Here is a 15,829-nt window from a genome sequence, read left to right on the forward strand (position 1 = left end):
ATTGCTGAACCCAGTTAATCATTTTTTCTACTCTTTTCATACACTCTCCGTGCCATTTCCTCCAATATATAAATCACGGGAATTTGCGTGGTAATATTTGAAGTGTCCAAAAATTCCTCCGTCACATAATAGGATACATTTATATCAGACATCCTGGCTATCATGGACTGGGCATTGTTTGTAATGCTTAAAATCTTGCTTCCTTTTTCTTTTAATTGGTGTATGTGAGAAATGGTAAAATCATTTTCTCCAGAAACGGAAAGAGCCACAGTAATGCTATTATGTAAGTTGGCGTGTACAGGCATATACCAGTCTTTTAAATAAGTAGAGAACTTACCTAAACTCGAAAGGTATCTGGAACCGTATTCTGCAAGGATTCCCGAACTGCTAATTCCAATAAAAAGAACATGATCTGCTTTAGAAATGGCTTCTGCTGCCTCATCTAACTTCAAAATGAAATTTTCATTTTGCGTACGCTCAAAAAACTCCGCCAACACATGCTGTCCACTTTTAATGGTTGGGGCACTTTTTTCATCAAATAATAGCTTCAGTTTTACTTTAAACTCCGAAAAACCTTCACAATTTAATTTCCTGCAAAAACGCATGATGGTGGAAGTGGAAACATGCGCTTCATCCGCAAGATCCCGTATACGCATATAAACGACTTTTTCTTTATTTTGCATGATGTATTTATAAAGCAGTAACTCAAGTTCATTAAATGTGGCAATGACCTCATTTGTAAACATAATCGTCTCTCCCTTTATGTGAACGTTGTATCTTTTGTTAGTTAGTATACTCCAAAAGAGAAACACAGTGTTACTTTTGTGAAACAAATTCCTTTCGGTGAAAAACAAATCTAACGCTTTCAAATCTATATCAAATACCCTTTTTCTCCTCTAGAATAGGTTTTGTAAATTTGTATTTAATAGGAGGATGACCCATGAGTAAAGGAATTAAGATTGTAACGATTGGCGGAGGTTCAAGTTATACGCCAGAATTAGTAGAAGGGTTTATTAAAAGATACGAGGAATTGCCTGTAAGTGAATTATGGTTGGTTGATATAGAAGTTGGGAAAGAAAAGTTGGAGATTGTTGGGAACCTCGCAAAAAGGATGATTGAAAAAGCAGGTCTTCCAATTGATGTTCATTTAACACTTGATCGAAAAGCAGCATTAAAAGGTGCCGATTTTGTTACGACACAATTTCGCGTAGGTTTATTGGACGCTCGTGCTAAAGATGAAAGAATTCCTTTAAGCCATGGGGTATTAGGCCAAGAAACAAATGGACCTGGTGGTCTATTTAAGGGATTGCGTACCATTCCAGTCATTTTAGACATTGTAAAAGATATAAAAGAACAATGTCCAGATGCTTGGTTGATCAACTTTACAAACCCTGCCGGCATGGTGACCGAAGCGGTTCTTCGCTATACGGACCATAAGAAAATCGTTGGTTTATGTAATGTTCCAATCGGAATTGAGATGGGAGTAGCAAAGCTATTGGATGTGGACCATTCTCATATTCGAATTGATTTCGCTGGTTTAAATCATATGGTATATGGATTAGATGTGTATCTAGACGGCGTAAGTGTAAAAGATCGAGTAATCGAACTGTTAACAAGTCCAGAGAACAGCAGCTTTGTTAAAAACGTAGAAGGTCAAGGCTGGGAGCCAGAATTTATTCGCGCGTTAAATGCCCTAACTTGTCCATATCACCTTTACTATTATAAGAGTGATGAAATGCTAGAAAAAGAGCTGAAAAACTTAAAAGCGGGCACAACAAGAGCAGAAGTCGTGAAAAAATTAGAAGAAGAATTATTTGAGCTATACAAGGATCCTAATTTAGCCATCAAGCCACCTCAATTAGAGGAACGTGGCGGGGCGTATTACAGCGATGCAGCCGTTCGTTTAATTTCTTCCATTTATAACGATAAACGGGACATTCAGCCTGTCAACACGATTAATAATGGTGCAATTGCTAGTATTCCTTACGAGTCAGCAGTGGAAGTAAGTTGTGTCATCACAAAAGAAGGCCCAAAACCAATTATCAATGGAGATTTACCAGTTGCGGTTAGAGGCCTCGTACAACAAATTAAATCATTTGAACGAGTAGCAGCTGAAGCCGCAGTTACAGGAAACTACGATACTGCTTTACTAGCGATGACCATCAATCCGCTCGTTCCTTCTGATAAAGTGGGTAAAGTGATTTTGGATGAAATGTTAGAAGCACATAAAGAGCATTTACCACAGTTTTTCCAAACAGTAGAAGTTTAAAATTAGCAAGTTTACTAGAAGAAGCTTTAGCTCAGTCGAAATAGGACTGAACTATTGTTGATAAAAATTATAAACGGAAAAATTCCGGCTAAATTGGGAAATACCGCTTAAAAATAACCGGAGTTTTTCCGTTTATCTTATCTAAATCTTTGGATTTTGTCTTTATAAGCAGTTAACCGGAATTTCTCCGCTTATATCCGCTTCTTAAACTCCCCTATATACACTAGCAGGAAATTCTCCGTCTATGAATACTCATACCTACACAAAATCGATACCGAAAAAAAGGATTATACAGTGGTGAAACTTCCGATTTCCATCCCTTTTTGTAGCATTAAATGCTCAGCAATGAATCCTATGAATACACCGTTAGTTGGTCTCCCTTTTAATGGACTTACTGTGTTTCCAAAAATAAAATCTAACTGCTCAATACCTCCTCGATTCCATCCAACTTCAATTGCATGTCTTATGGCTCTTTCTACCCGGCTTGGAGTGGTATGATATTTGGATGCAATAGCCGGATATATTACTTTTGAAAAACTAATATCACTGCCATTATTTATCATTTGAATAGCTTCTCTTAGAAAAAAATATCCCTTTAGATTTGCTGGAATACCTATAGAACGTAAAATATCGCTAATTTTTAATTCTAACTTATCATCATTATTCGTGTTATGTATTTTCTTTTCTAAAGTTGTTTTCTGTAAAACACTATCTGAACAAATAGACATGATCATGTTTGGTAAATTGCTTAGTTCAATAGGTTTCATCAAAAAGTAGGATGCCCCTAACTCCTTTGCTTGTGTTATGATCTCGTCGGTTCCAATAGAGGTAAGCATTATAACCTTTGTAGTTATGCTTTCTTCATATATATTTTTTAATAAAGACAAGCCATCGGAAAATGGCATAATCAAATCTAATATGATAAGGTCTGGTTTCTTCTTCTCTATTAACTCCATCCCCTCCATTCCATTATGCGCAACTCCAATTACCTTCATTTCGTTGATAGTCGAGAGAATATCTTTTAGTAATTCTGTGAATTGTACATTATCATCAATTATTCCGATTTTTATCATATTACTCCTCCTCCTTTTTTTAATTAAATTGCTTCTGGTTGTATCGATAATAAAAATAGCCAAAATAGAATAACCCTATTGCTAGAGTGTATCTATTTTGGCTATGTATGAGCACAATAAAATATTGTCTATATCATCTTCCAAAAGGGAATATTTAATTATTATGTTTACTTTTACCAAGTAAAATATTACCTTACCTTTTCAAAAAAATCAATAGGAACAGAAATTTGCTGTATCAATCAATAAGAATGTTGTTTAGCAAATACCTTACACACTCGGTTCTTTACTTATTAGGGAGTTCACAGCCATCATCATCGCAATTTAGACCGTCTTGACTGTTCAAAACCGTGATGTCATCTTCTGCAATCACTTTTCTCAAAGCCTGAACAAATGTCTCAGTAGGCTGTGCACCGGTAAGTGCATATTTTTTATTAATTAGAAAGAATGGAACACCTGTAACACCATATTGTTTGGCTGTTTGCTCATCAGCACGAACAACGTCTGACATTTCATCACTTGCGAGCATTTTCGCCACTTCTTCCCGGTTCAACCCTACTTCCACTGCTAGCTCGGTTAAGGTTTCATGGTCTCCGATATGTTTGGATTCGGTAAAATAGGCACGGAGAATCCGCTCGGTCATCTCTTTCATTCGTCCCTGAGTTTTCGCATATAACGTTAATCGGTGCGCATCAAAGGTGTTCGTTTGGATGAGAGTATCCATCTGATAATCCAATCCAACTTCCTTCGCCATTTGTACCACTCTTTCGACATTTGCCTTTGCCTGAGCGATACTCATACCATATTTCTTGGCTAGCGTTTCGTACATAGATTCTTTTATATCTCGTCCCATTGTCGGATCCAATTCATAGCTTCGATACGTCACTTCAATGGGATGGTTAAGCTGTTTAAGAGCGTCCTCCAGACGCCTTTTGCCAATATAGCAAAATGGTCAAGCAAAGTCAGTCCACATTTCAATATGCATACTTGTCCCTCCAATTCTTTATTCTCGTATAGTATAGGAGTTAAATGTGTAATTTACACGTAATTTGCTTCAGAGTCTTCCGCTACAAATTTTCTAGTTGTACAGAAAAAGCTGCCCAATTGGCAGCTTTTTCATAACGTCACTTCCTAAAAATTCCCGACATTTTTCATCACTTGATTTTCGCTCATATCCCTGATTTTCTTGATATCAAGACGAATAAGTAGTGAAACCGTTAGAGCCATAATAAAGATTCCTGAAAAAATGACCAATGTCCCCTGATAGCTTCCGGTTGTTTCCCTAACCCAGGATACAAAGATCGGTCCTGCTAAACCGGCTGCAGCCCAAGCAGTTAAAATATATCCATGAATCGCGCCAAGCTGTTTTGTTCCAAACAAATCACCGATATAGGCAGGTATCGAGGAAAACCCTCCACCGTAACAGGTCATGATCATATAAACAATTACAGAAAATAGAATAGCAACTGTTATATTAGGAAGCATAAAAAAGGCAATGATTTGAAAAGCAAAGAATAGGGTGTAGACATTTGGTCTTCCGATATAATCAGAGATGGTAGCCCAAACAATCCGTCCGCCGCCGTTAAATAACCCCATGATTCCCACCATTGTTGCCGCCCCAGTTGCTGTCATACCTACTAGCTCTTGAGCCATCGGCGAAGCAACCGAAAGAATCGCAATTCCACAGGTAACATTGATAAATAACATCAACCATAATGCCCAAAACTGTCTTGTTCTGACTGCCTCATTTGCCGTTAACTGACGCAAATCTTCTTTTAATTTCATTCCGCCTGATTTTTGCCCTGTCGCTGTCATACCCTTAGGTAACCAACCTTCTTTCGGCGGAGCAAGATATTGTGCAGAGCAAAATATGATAATGAAGTAGGCTGCTCCAAGTATATAGAAGGTGTTAGAAATCCCATAGTTCACGATTAAATAATTCATAATCGGACTGCTGATCATGGAAGCAAATCCAAATCCCATAATCGCTAGCCCTGTTGCAAGTCCTCTTCTATCAGGGAACCATTTTACCAAGGTAGAAACCGGTGTAATATAGCCAACTCCTAACCCAATTCCAGCGATCATTCCATAAAATAAATAGAGTAATAGCAATGATTCTATTTGAATAGCAAAACCTGCCCCAGCTACTCCAGTCCCAAAAAACACAGCGCTAAGTGTTCCAGCAGCTCTCGGTCCAAACTTCTCGACAAAATGCCCTAAAAAGGCTGCAGATAATCCTAAGAAAAGGATGGCCAAACTAAATGTGAACGAAATTTGCTTTAATCCCCAGCCCATTTCCTGTTGAAGTGGTTTTGTGAAAACACTCCAAGCGTACACTGATCCAATCGAAATATGTATGCCAACCGCAGATAGCGCGATTAACCAACGATTTTTTGTATGCATTCATCCATCCCTCTTTCCAAATTGTATAAATCTCGTTGATTCTAAAAGGTTAATCTTCATAGGTTAACATCAATTTAGAAGCTGCTGTCTGCGCTCTTTCTCTAGCATCATCGACAGATTCCCCGTTGCTTAACACTACCGCCATTCGTCGCCCCACTTTGGTTTCTGGTTTTCCAAATACTCGAACCTGTGTATGAGGGACGGATAAGCTTTCTGCTATTCCTGATATGTGGTACTTCTTACTTTCTTTTATAGCCTTAATCGTATGACTAGCACCCGGTTTCACTAGCTGAACATCTGGAATTGGATAGCCTAAAATCGCCCTTACATGTAAGGCAAACTCAGATAGATCTTGTGTAACCATGGTAACCATCCCCGTGTCATGCGGTCGTGGTGACACTTCACTAAAATAGACACTTTGTGGGGAAAGAAATAACTCCACTCCAAAAACTCCGAAGCCGCCAAGCCCATCTGTGATTTTTTTTGCGATATCCTGTGCCTCTAGGATTTGCGCATCTGACATGTCATGCGGCTGCCAGGATTCAATATAGTCACCATCTTTTTGCACGTGTCCAATCGGTGGACAAAAGGTTGTGCCAGAAGCGGATCGTACAGTTAATAGCGTGATTTCAGATTCAAAATGGATAAATTCCTCCACAATCATTCGGGCTTTCTTCCCTCTTCCACCTGCCATCGCCTCATTCCAAGACCACTCCACATCCTCCATGGACCGGCAAATCGTTTGCCCTTTTCCAGAAGAACTCATAATAGGTTTTATAACGCATGGTGTCCCGATTTTCTGAACTGCATTCCTAAGTTCGTAAAGGGTGTCCGCAAAGGCGTACTTCGCTGTTGGAAGCCCTAGTTCCTCGCTGGCCAATCGGCGGATTCCTTCCCGATCCATCGTTAAGTTCACAGCATTCGCTGTCGGTACGATACGGAAACCTTCTTTTTCAAGTTCCACTAGTGTTTCTGTAGCAATCGCCTCAATCTCGGGAACCACCAAATCTGGTTTCTCTCTTTCTATAACACTCCGAAGTTCTTCTCCATCAAGCATGTCCAACACATATGAACGGTGAGCCACCTGCATGGCAGGAGCATTTTCATAACGGTCAACCGCAATGGTATCGAGCCCTAGTCGCTGCGCCTCAATAATCGTTTCTTTTCCAAGTTCACCTGAACCAAGTAACATGATCTTTTTCGTCTGGGTACCAAACACCTAACACAACCCCTATCGTTTGCCTTTTGATTATAATATCCTATATTCTCACCGATGACAAGCTATTATTTTTACCAAAACACGAACATTAAATCAAAAATAACTATTATTATTCGTATTTAAAATGAAAGCGATATCGTAATAGTTTTTAGTTGACAGTTTATCTGAATACGTGTAACTTAACAGGTAATTACATACGCAAGAATACTCTTATCAAGAGAGGTTGAGGGACTGGCCCTATGAAGCCTCGGCAGCAGACTAATCTATAGTACTGTGCCAATTCCAGTAGTGAATGCTTGAAGATAAGTAGAGATTTGGTTACGGATTACCCCTCTTCTTATTTTTAAGAAGTGGGGTTTTTTTATCATTTTGAAAGAAGGTAATAAAGATGGCAATACCACTAGTAAAAGCTCCATTTAAAGCAGATCATGTGGGGAGTTTCCTTAGAACAGAACCGATTAAAGCAGCAAGAAAGGCTTTTGCAAACGGGGAGATCGATAGAGCAGCTCTAAAGGAAGTTGAGGATAGAGAAATTAAGAAACTGGTACAAAAACAAATCGAGGTAGGTCTTAAATCAATTACCGATGGCGAGTTCAGACGTTCATGGTGGCACTTAGACTTTTTAGCAGGTCTCAAAGGTGTAGAATTCTTTGAAAGCCAATATGTGAGTGCCTTTAAAGGGGCGAAAACAAGAAATAATGCCATTAAAGTCGTTGGTAAGGTCGACTTCGATCAACATTATATGATTGACCACTTTGAGTTTTTAAAACAAGCGGTTGAAAAATATGGTGATGGAAGCCAAGTAGCGAAATTCTCCATTCCTAGTCCAAATATGCTTTTCACTAGAATTCAAGGTGATGAGTATTATAACGGCAAAAAAGAGGTGTTTTATAACGATACTGTTGCTGCATACAGAAAGGCAATTCAAGCATTTTATGATGCAGGCTGTCGTTACTTGCAATTAGACGATACATCTTGGATTGATTTCGTCTCGGAAGAACGAATTACAGCTGTAGTTGAAAAAGAAGGCATGAACGTACAAGATATTATCAAAGCAAGAGTTGCATGTATCAATGACGTCATCGCAGACAAGCCCGATGATTTGTTAATTACCATGCACATTTGCCGAGGTAATTTTAAATCTACTTATATTACAAGCGGAGGATATGACCATATTTCTGACGCGATTTTCGCTGAGTTAAATGTGGACGGGCTGTTCCTAGAATACGATGATCAACGTTCAGGTGATTTTGAACCACTAAAAAGCTTTAACCGCCCCGATTTGACTGTCGTTCTGGGATTAATCACCTCTAAATTACCGGAACTAGAAAATGCTGACACCATTAAAGCCCGGATCAACGAAGCAAGCGAGTCTATCCCTTTAGAAAACTTGGCACTAAGTCCGCAATGTGGCTTTGCTAGTACAGAAGAAGGAAATATTTTAACCGAGGAAGACCAATGGAATAAAATCAAACATGTTGTGAATCTAGCTACTAGTGTTTGGGGGACTATTTAACCCGTTTTCGGGTATGTTTTTGGTATATTAGAGCGAAAATATGCAAGAAATCAATAAACTTGCATATTTTCGGCTTATCCGTTACATCTCTTATTATGTAATGCTACCTGTTAATCAAACAAGGAGTTATCCTTTACCTTTGGATAAAGTCTCAATCGTTTTGAGCTTTTGTAGTATAACCTTTACAAAAATGCCCAGTAATATATAGGATGGTATAGAGTAAATGTGTTTCCACTTTAACAATTTATAAATCCCCAGCCATTCGAAAATCGTTTCCCCGACAAATGCAGCGAAAAGGGAAAATATGATTATTCCTACTAAGTACGATTTCCACTTTGGGAACCACTGATAAAGCATCATATAAAAAAATGGCATAACGAAAATTCCGCAACTGCCCATAAGTCTCTTTCTAAAGGTGTTAAGCTGAATGGATAAATCCAATAACCTAGCGAGGAACCAATTTAGTCTAATATGAATGCAATACAATTTACAATAAGTCCAACTAAACTTATTTCTCTTATTCGAGTTTTATCTACCAATTTCCACCATATAAAAAAAGGAATAAGTAAAGTAAAAATCATGATCCACCATTGATGAGTAAAAACAACTTCCTCAGTCCAGTAATCCAACCACAACTTGTGTAACTGTCCATAGTGCTTTTCTATTTCCTGAAACTTATCCATGTCGCCTCCTTTCTATTTCAGTATGCTTCAACAAAGAAAACATATGTGAAGTTGACAATAAAAAGCACTCTTCATTAGCCCAATTGTCGTTAAACAAATTCTAATTGACTTAACACTAAAAAAACCCTTCAATCCATGAATGAAGGGCTTTTCTCATATTTCGTCTTCTGGATAAAACCTACAATCTTCATCATTGCTATTAAATATCCATAGATATTCAGCAAACTGCAATACAGAAACAAGAGATTAAATTAAAGTAGGGATTAACTTTTTATTAGAGATTTGGTTTTAATCTCTATCCTTTTATTGGAAAGTATAGTTTCATTCCTGGCTTTAGTTTAGTTCCTTGTTTAATAAAATGATTTTTTTGGAAGTAATCATAACTGGATTTTTCGGCCAATTGTACTTTTCTCAAACCCAGCCACCATAAGAACCCCATATATGGAGTTATAGACAACCAAGTACCTGCTTTTAACAATAAAAAATTATAAACACCATGTAATAGGGCTGGAAGTAATAGTGATATGATCAACCAAACCCATTTTGATTTTTTGGTGAATTTGGCTCTGCTAATATAATAACCCATAATAACACCAAACAACGCATGACTTGAAACAGGCAGTATTGCCCTTGTAAGGGCATAATCCATCCCATTAGTCATCAAATAAAAAATATTTTCCACCGTTGCAAACCCCAAAGATACGGAGGTTCCATAGACGATACCATCAAAAGGTTCATCGAATTCAACACTCCTGTATGCACAAAAAAATAAAACGGACCATTTGAATATCTCTTCAATTAAACTCGCAGAAAATATGGCGTTAATGGAATTATATATAACAACATTTTCTGCTTTCAATATATATTCAATAAATGCTATCGGAAAGAAAACCAATGCCCCCGATATAAATGTGAAAAGGACCATAGATACGGGTTCTGGTTCATGCTTATCTTTCAAATAAAAATAACTTAATAATGCTAAACCTGGAGCAAATCCAGCGAATAATGTCCCTAACATATCAAACCCCTTTCAACCTTAGATTTAAAAATAATCCCAACTATATAAACATATTAGTTTATTTGTGATGTTATTAATTCCTCTACAACTTAAGTGAGCATAAATAAATACATTTAAGTTTATTATACCGTTTATCGTAAGTCCCTGCAAAGTTGCAATGATTTGAATGGTGATTTCAAAATGGAATCTCTTAAACAACCAGATTATTTTTTACATCAATAGAGTTTAGTAAGTCTAATGAAGAAACCCCAGGTGCACGTTGAAAAATAAATGGTAAAAGAATTGCCATCACCCATATATATTGCAAAAACCCAGCCAAAATTGGTTGGGTTCTATTTTTCCTATATACCATTTCATCATACATCATTAACGTAATGATTTTAAAGCCCCACTCCAAGCAATAACCTGGTCAAGCATAGCATTTACATTATCTAGGTGTAAATTTTGTGGTTTGAATTGAGTTCCATTTTCAAAATCTGTAAATAAAGACAATGTAGGGTGTACTCGAACATCCGCAATCAATAACTCACCGCAGATTCCACGTAAATGCTCAGCAGCGCGAGCACCACCTGTTGAACCATAGCTAACAATTCCTGCAGCTTTGTTGTTCCAAGCTTCTCGTGCAAAATCAAGTGCATTTTTCAATGCTCCTGTGATACTGTGATTGTATTCTGCGACGATGAAAACGAATCCATCTAGACTAGCAAGTTTTCCATTCCAATCTGCTATACCTGGCTCGGAACCATCAGTTGTACCTAAGAAAGGCAATTTAAAATCTGCAATATCTACTATTTCGTAAATTGCATCTCCACGTTTATCTGCGATTCCTTTTACCCATTCACCGACTTGTGGACTTACACGTCCCTGACGAGTACTACCTAAGATAATGCCAATATTTAACTTTTCAGTTGTCACGTCTTCTTCCTCCCTACTTTGTGTACCAAATAATTTGCTTAAAAAACCCATTCATCCACCACCCCTGGATAATATTCCTCCTTTTTCACCTTAAAATACCACTAACAAACCTAATATTTGTTAATTTACAATTCATTATTCCTACAGAAAAATAGCTCTCACCATTATTATTTTCAACCCTAATAGTTGGACATATTATCCGTAGGAGGTGATAAAGTGGCTGAAGAAAAGAAAACTTCCAAACCTATTGAAACTAACAGTAATTTAGATCAATACAACAACGATCGACACAATGATAATGCTAAAGCAGCAGCGGCTAATGAACCAATTATCCCAAGAATTAATACAGATAATCTTTAACAGTACGTTTATTAGGGTACCAAATGTTTTTATTTCCACATCCTAAAATAAAATGATTCATTAATAAAGAGCTACCCCCACAGGTAGCTCCTTTAGTCGTTATAGAAAAAAGATTCTTTGGTGACATCACATACGCGGGTAATCCATTCAGGATATTTTTCCTTTACTTCTTGGAGCTTTGCATCTCGTCTGCCGTAGACAACGACTTTATTGCCTGCTTTTATGAATCTCTCGGTAAACGCAAACCCGATACCTGCTGCCCCGCATGTAATAAGGACTGCGTTCCCCGATAATTTCTTCATTTCCCTTTTTCACCTAAACGTTATTTCATTCTTCAATAATATTTAAACTTTTTTAAATGGAGAAGCTGCCAATAGTTCTTGTTAAATTTTTTCTCTAAATGGATTACTTTCAGTCTGATTGCTGTGATTTTAAGGAAGTAATCTAGAAAGTCGTGTGTAATAAAACTCATGTTAAATAATTGAATTGTTGTTTTCTTTACAGCATGCTCTAGTATGAATATTGAATCCATACAAGCCTTTCTTAATTCATGCTCAACACAATTCTCAATAATAATATTTAATTCGTTAATACAATAATTTAATGACTCAACCTGCTCTTCTAATAAATTTACACGTTCAGAAATACATATATAGACTTCGCTTGCTACTACTAACAGAATATCGCATAGAGAACTGTGTGGCATTTTTTAATAAATGATTCAATTGGTGAAAAGCTTTAAAATTAAGCTTCTTTACCCTTTTTTCTCGTAATTCATAGTGTTTGAAGAAAAATATGACTGTTACAATTACTGAAAGTAATAGCAACACTATATACACATAAACCCATTCAATATCCATTAATATATTAATAAAATTCACCCCATCAGTTTCCTCCAGCTGCAAATTCATACATTATATTCTGCCAATAAAAAATTGATTTCATTACATTGGTCAACAATTAAATTTTATACTCAAAACCTAAATATTTGTTTGAAATAATTTCATTTCAAATGTCTCACTTTTATAATTATGCAATAAGTGATATTCGGAAATAATGAAAAGTGAATGACTTTTTATGAGGTGGGAAGAGATGGTTCAGCATTGGTTGGCTAAGTTTTTACGACTACCTGTTGTTGTAAGAATTTTTTTATTAGCTTCATTTATTACGATAATATTTGGGTATATCATTCATCTAATAGAACCAGATAATTTCCCAACTATCTTTGAAGGGATATGGTGGGCAGTTGTTACAACGGCTACGATTGGATATGGGGACTATGCTCCAGTAACAGTTGCTGGAAGAATAACAGGAATTATACTTATGCTAGTAGGGATTGCAATTGTATCCTCTTATTTTGTTAGCTTGGCCACAGTAGCAGTAACCATGCAAGCAGCCTATATGGAAGGCAAACTCATTTTTAAGGGGCATCGACACATGATAATAATTGGTTGGAATGAACGTTCCAAAGAATTGATTTCGTCTATATCTAAAAAAGACCCATCAAAGAAAGTGGTTCTTATCGATGAAACATTGGATATGATGCCAACAGAATACAAAAATGTGCATTTTATTAAGGGACGTGCCAATTTAGACAATATATTATTAAAAGCAAACATTCTTGAAGCAGAATGCGTAGTGATAACCTCCGACCAAAATAAGAATGAATTGTACGCTGACATGAATACTATTATTACCTTGTTAGCGATAAAAGGGACACGCCCCACAATTCGATGTATCGCAGAAATTCTAACCTCTGAACAAGTGGAAAATGCAAGGAGAGCAGGAGCAGATGAGATTATCCAATCTAATATCCTTACAAGTTCCTTTTTACTTAACAGTCTCGAATCTCACTCTACAATGGATTCCATCCTGAACGTAATACGTGATTCTGAAAACCACCACCTCTTAACATGTGAACCTGTTGATGGAATTGTTGGAAAACAATTTTATGAGGCTTGTAAACTTTTTTTGAAGCAGAATAAAATGTTGGTTGGAATAAAGAGAGGAGACAAAACTCATATTAATCCTCCACTAGAATTTAAGATACAACAGGAAGATCTTGCTGTTGTCATTACCGAATAGTTCAATAAAAAATAGCCTGCTTTATCTATCCTTAAGATTTAAAAAGCAGGCTACTGTTTTTATTTTTTCAAATGGTAAGGCACAGTAGTAATAATCACGTTTCTACGATAAAGCAAAAACGAACGAATCAATAAACTTGATTGATTATGGAGAATATTGTGCCAAGCCTTCTTCGTTATAAATTGTGGGATGACTACTGTAACTTGGTAATTGGACTCACTAGCTTTATGTTCAACCGTATCTACAAACTTAGTTAATGGAGTAATGATGCTTCTGTAATGCGAGTGAAGTGTTACCAATCTTATATTAGGTTGCCACTTCGTCCATTTTTCTTCAAACTTATGCTCATCATCTCTTTCAAAAGCTACATAAACCGCAATAATTTGATCTGGATTTAGTGATTTGGCGTAGTTTATTGAATTTTCAACTACATGAGTTATACCTGCTACGGGCACTATGATCACATTCCCCTCAATCTTCAAAGCAGGTTCACATGTAGTAATTCTCAATTGATCTCCAACTGCATCATAATGTTTTTTTATTCGGTGGAAAACAAAAATAATAATCGGTACAAAAACTAAGATTGACCAAACTTGATTAAATTTAGTTAAAAAGAACATGATTGTGACGATAAAACTAATCAATGCACCCGTCGTATTAATAATAAATTTCGGGACCCATCCCTCTGGTTTTTCACGAAGCCATTTAAGCATCATACCTGTTTGAGACAATGTGAAAGGGATAAACACACCTACTGCGTAAAGAGGTATAAGATGTTCAGTTTCTGCGTGAAAAGCGAGGATTAGTAGTATTGATGCTACACCAAGAATGATAATTCCATTTGAATAGCCTAATCGATCTCCTCTAATCAGGAACATCCTTGGAATAAACTTATCTTTTGCCAGATTAACCGCCAATAATGGGAATGCAGAATATCCAGTGTTGGCGGCTAGGATTAATATTAACGCTGTGGTCCCTTGGATGAAGTAATACATAAAATTTCGTCCAAAGATTTCCTCTGCAATTTGTGAAACAACCGTTACCTCTGTTCTTGGAGCAGTTCCGTAAAAATAGGCTAAAGTGACAATTCCTGAAAACAGAATAGCTAGTAAAATTCCCATCATAATTAAGGTTTTAGCAGCATTGTTAGGTGCAGGATCTTTGAAGTTAGGAATTGCATTAGAAATCGCTTCAACTCCTGTTAAGGCCGAACTACCCGAAGCAAATGCCCTTAAAAGAATAAATAAACTAATCCCTGCTATCGGTGTCCCAATAGGAGTATGTAATTCAGGTGAAACTCCGCCTGTTACAATGTTAAAAAGACCGACACCGATTAAAATAAACAAGGCTAAAACAAATAAGTACACTGGGTAGGCTAAAATGGAAGCTGACTCTGTTACACCTCTTAAATTCAACAATGTTATAAATATGACAAATACTATTGCAATTTCTACATTATAGTCATGTAGGTTTGGAAAAGCAGATGTAATCGCATCCGTTCCTGCAGATACACTAACAGCCACAGTAAGTATGTAGTCTACCAATAGAGATCCACCAGCAATTAAGCCAGGATTTACTCCTAAATTATTTTTCGAAACAACATATGCTCCTCCTCCATGAGGATAGGCAAAAATAATCTGCCGATAGGACAGTATGAGAGCAGTTAAAAGAATTAAAACACCCACTGCAATAGGAATCGAATACCAAAAGGCTGCTGTTCCTATTGCAACCAACACGATTAGGATTTGTTCAGGACCATAAGCCACCGAAGATAATGCATCCGATGAAAGTATAGCTAATGCTTTCGTTTTATTAATTTTTTGTTCCCCTAATTCATGTGATTTCAACGGTCTTCCAATTAAAAACCTTTTTATTGATGAAAACATTCATTAATCACCGCCAATTCTTAAATAAGTTTATGTTATATATTACCCCATCAAACAACTTTTTCTCATTTTTATAATAAAAAATTGCCTACAAGTCAAAGTTAATAGAATTGTAGACACATTACTCTTGAATTCAGCAAACGTAAATGATTTTTGTGCTAAAAGATTAAAACCCAGTAATTACGGATATTTTAGAAACAAAACAATTATTTCTATATAGGAAGGAGAATTTTTTTAATGGTAAAAGAAAATGTACCCTTTTTAACAGATGAATTTTTAGACGAGTTAGTTAAAGAAATTAATCAGCAATACGGGTGGCAAACCCCTGAACAAAATATAGAAACCATAACTAATGATTGAATAGTAATTCCATAAAAAAACTACAAACCATTGTTGTACACTTAA

General features: G+C 36.6%; 16 protein-coding genes and 1 riboswitch. Of the genes, 5 read left to right on the forward strand and 11 right to left on the reverse strand.

Going from position 1 to position 15,829, the window contains the following annotated elements; genetic code table 11:
* Positions 1 to 14 precede the first annotated feature (14 nt).
* The gene (locus tag F4694_RS05120) at positions 15 to 746 is read right to left on the reverse strand and encodes a MurR/RpiR family transcriptional regulator (RefSeq protein WP_179595809.1); all 732 of its coding nucleotides are present in this window, start codon (positions 744 to 746) and stop codon (positions 15 to 17) included.
* Positions 747 to 940: 194 nt separating this feature from the next.
* On the opposite strand from F4694_RS05120, the gene F4694_RS05125 reads away from it, so the two are divergent.
* On the forward strand, positions 941 to 2,269 hold the full coding sequence (locus F4694_RS05125) for a 6-phospho-beta-glucosidase (RefSeq protein ID WP_179595810.1): 1,329 nt from the start codon (positions 941 to 943) through the stop codon (positions 2,267 to 2,269).
* Positions 2,270 to 2,556: 287 nt separating this feature from the next.
* Here F4694_RS05125 and spo0A read toward each other — a convergent pair whose 3' ends face one another.
* From spo0A to purT, 4 genes are all read right to left on the reverse strand, one after another.
* Positions 2,557 to 3,342, reverse strand: a complete 786-nt coding sequence (gene spo0A / locus F4694_RS05130) for a sporulation transcription factor Spo0A (RefSeq protein ID WP_179595811.1) — start codon at positions 3,340 to 3,342, stop codon at positions 2,557 to 2,559.
* Between the two features lie 283 nt (positions 3,343 to 3,625).
* Entirely contained in the window at positions 3,626 to 4,279 is a 654-nt protein-coding gene (locus F4694_RS05135; protein ID WP_308806298.1) for a DsbA family oxidoreductase, read from the reverse strand.
* Positions 4,280 to 4,470: 191 nt separating this feature from the next.
* Entirely contained in the window at positions 4,471 to 5,742 is a 1,272-nt protein-coding gene (locus F4694_RS05140) for an L-lactate MFS transporter (protein WP_179595813.1), read from the reverse strand.
* Positions 5,743 to 5,791: 49 nt separating this feature from the next.
* Entirely contained in the window at positions 5,792 to 6,961 is a 1,170-nt protein-coding gene (purT, locus tag F4694_RS05145; RefSeq protein WP_308806282.1) for a formate-dependent phosphoribosylglycinamide formyltransferase, read from the reverse strand.
* 207 nt (positions 6,962 to 7,168) lie between these two features.
* A riboswitch (SAM riboswitch) is annotated at positions 7,169 to 7,270 on the forward strand.
* A 79-nt stretch (positions 7,271 to 7,349) separates the two neighbouring features.
* Between purT and F4694_RS05150 the strand changes: the two genes are divergently transcribed.
* Positions 7,350 to 8,477, forward strand: a complete 1,128-nt coding sequence (locus F4694_RS05150) for a 5-methyltetrahydropteroyltriglutamate--homocysteine S-methyltransferase (RefSeq protein WP_179595814.1) — start codon at positions 7,350 to 7,352, stop codon at positions 8,475 to 8,477.
* A 461-nt stretch (positions 8,478 to 8,938) separates the two neighbouring features.
* On the opposite strand, the gene F4694_RS05155 is transcribed toward F4694_RS05150, so the two are convergent.
* The 3 genes from F4694_RS05155 to F4694_RS05165 all read right to left on the reverse strand — a co-directional run bounded on the left by F4694_RS05155 (position 8,939) and on the right by F4694_RS05165 (position 11,144).
* Positions 8,939 to 9,160: a hypothetical protein gene (locus F4694_RS05155; RefSeq protein ID WP_179595815.1), complete on the reverse strand. Its 222-nt coding sequence runs from the start codon at positions 9,158 to 9,160 to the stop codon at positions 8,939 to 8,941.
* 295 nt (positions 9,161 to 9,455) lie between these two features.
* Positions 9,456 to 10,178, reverse strand: coding sequence for a glutamic-type intramembrane protease PrsW (gene prsW / locus F4694_RS05160; protein WP_179595816.1), 723 nt, complete (start codon positions 10,176 to 10,178; stop codon positions 9,456 to 9,458).
* A 366-nt stretch (positions 10,179 to 10,544) separates the two neighbouring features.
* Positions 10,545 to 11,144: an NADPH-dependent FMN reductase gene (locus tag F4694_RS05165; RefSeq protein ID WP_179595817.1), complete on the reverse strand. Its 600-nt coding sequence runs from the start codon at positions 11,142 to 11,144 to the stop codon at positions 10,545 to 10,547.
* A gap of 165 nt (positions 11,145 to 11,309) precedes the next feature.
* Here F4694_RS05165 and F4694_RS05170 point away from each other — a divergent pair, with 165 nt between their 5' ends.
* On the forward strand, positions 11,310 to 11,453 hold the full coding sequence (locus F4694_RS05170; RefSeq protein ID WP_179595818.1) for a hypothetical protein: 144 nt from the start codon (positions 11,310 to 11,312) through the stop codon (positions 11,451 to 11,453).
* Positions 11,454 to 11,545: 92 nt separating this feature from the next.
* Here the strand turns inward: F4694_RS05170 and F4694_RS05175 are convergent, their stop codons facing one another.
* Together F4694_RS05175 and F4694_RS31715 are read right to left on the reverse strand one after the other, a co-directional pair.
* Entirely contained in the window at positions 11,546 to 11,755 is a 210-nt protein-coding gene (locus F4694_RS05175) for an SDR family NAD(P)-dependent oxidoreductase (protein WP_179595819.1), read from the reverse strand.
* Positions 11,756 to 11,787: 32 nt separating this feature from the next.
* Entirely contained in the window at positions 11,788 to 12,159 is a 372-nt protein-coding gene (locus tag F4694_RS31715) for a hypothetical protein (protein WP_218895521.1), read from the reverse strand.
* Between the two features lie 386 nt (positions 12,160 to 12,545).
* On the opposite strand from F4694_RS31715, the gene F4694_RS05180 reads away from it, so the two are divergent.
* A complete protein-coding gene (locus tag F4694_RS05180; RefSeq protein WP_179595820.1) occupies positions 12,546 to 13,538 on the forward strand; it encodes a potassium channel family protein in 993 nt (330 codons plus the stop codon).
* Between the two features lie 59 nt (positions 13,539 to 13,597).
* Here the strand turns inward: F4694_RS05180 and F4694_RS05185 are convergent, their stop codons facing one another.
* Complete coding sequence (locus tag F4694_RS05185) at positions 13,598 to 15,424, reverse strand: APC family permease (protein WP_179595821.1); 1,827 nt, start codon at positions 15,422 to 15,424, stop codon at positions 13,598 to 13,600.
* Positions 15,425 to 15,661: 237 nt separating this feature from the next.
* Between F4694_RS05185 and F4694_RS05190 the strand changes: the two genes are divergently transcribed.
* Entirely contained in the window at positions 15,662 to 15,784 is a 123-nt protein-coding gene (locus F4694_RS05190; RefSeq protein ID WP_179595822.1) for a hypothetical protein, read from the forward strand.
* Positions 15,785 to 15,829: the final 45 nt, after the last annotated feature.

The sequence above is a fragment of the Neobacillus driksii genome (genome assembly GCF_013409995.1).
GTDB classification, from domain to species: Bacteria; Bacillota; Bacilli; order Bacillales; family Cytobacillaceae; genus Neobacillus; species Neobacillus driksii.

What these genes read in the sequence shown, in the direction of transcription:
- F4694_RS05155 (WP_179595815.1), bottom strand. Translation starts at nt 9,160, where the DNA reads ATGGATAAGTTTCAGGAAATAGAAAAGCACTATGGACAGTTACACAAG.
- F4694_RS05140 (WP_179595813.1), bottom strand. Translation starts at nt 5,742, where the DNA reads ATGCATACAAAAAATCGTTGGTTAATCGCGCTATCTGCGGTTGGCATA.
- F4694_RS05185 (WP_179595821.1), bottom strand. Translation starts at nt 15,424, where the DNA reads ATGTTTTCATCAATAAAAAGGTTTTTAATTGGAAGACCGTTGAAATCA.
- spo0A (WP_179595811.1), bottom strand. Translation starts at nt 3,342, where the DNA reads ATGATAAAAATCGGAATAATTGATGATAATGTACAATTCACAGAATTA.
- F4694_RS05120 (WP_179595809.1), bottom strand. Translation starts at nt 746, where the DNA reads ATGTTTACAAATGAGGTCATTGCCACATTTAATGAACTTGAGTTACTG.
- F4694_RS05125 (WP_179595810.1), top strand. Translation starts at nt 941, where the DNA reads ATGAGTAAAGGAATTAAGATTGTAACGATTGGCGGAGGTTCAAGTTAT.
- F4694_RS05165 (WP_179595817.1), bottom strand. Translation starts at nt 11,144, where the DNA reads ATGGGTTTTTTAAGCAAATTATTTGGTACACAAAGTAGGGAGGAAGAA.
- F4694_RS05175 (WP_179595819.1), bottom strand. Translation starts at nt 11,755, where the DNA reads ATGAAGAAATTATCGGGGAACGCAGTCCTTATTACATGCGGGGCAGCA.
- F4694_RS05180 (WP_179595820.1), top strand. Translation starts at nt 12,546, where the DNA reads ATGGTTCAGCATTGGTTGGCTAAGTTTTTACGACTACCTGTTGTTGTA.
- F4694_RS05150 (WP_179595814.1), top strand. Translation starts at nt 7,350, where the DNA reads ATGGCAATACCACTAGTAAAAGCTCCATTTAAAGCAGATCATGTGGGG.
- F4694_RS05190 (WP_179595822.1), top strand. Translation starts at nt 15,662, where the DNA reads ATGGTAAAAGAAAATGTACCCTTTTTAACAGATGAATTTTTAGACGAG.
- F4694_RS31715 (WP_218895521.1), bottom strand. Translation starts at nt 12,159, where the DNA reads ATGCCACACAGTTCTCTATGCGATATTCTGTTAGTAGTAGCAAGCGAA.
- prsW (WP_179595816.1), bottom strand. Translation starts at nt 10,178, where the DNA reads ATGTTAGGGACATTATTCGCTGGATTTGCTCCAGGTTTAGCATTATTA.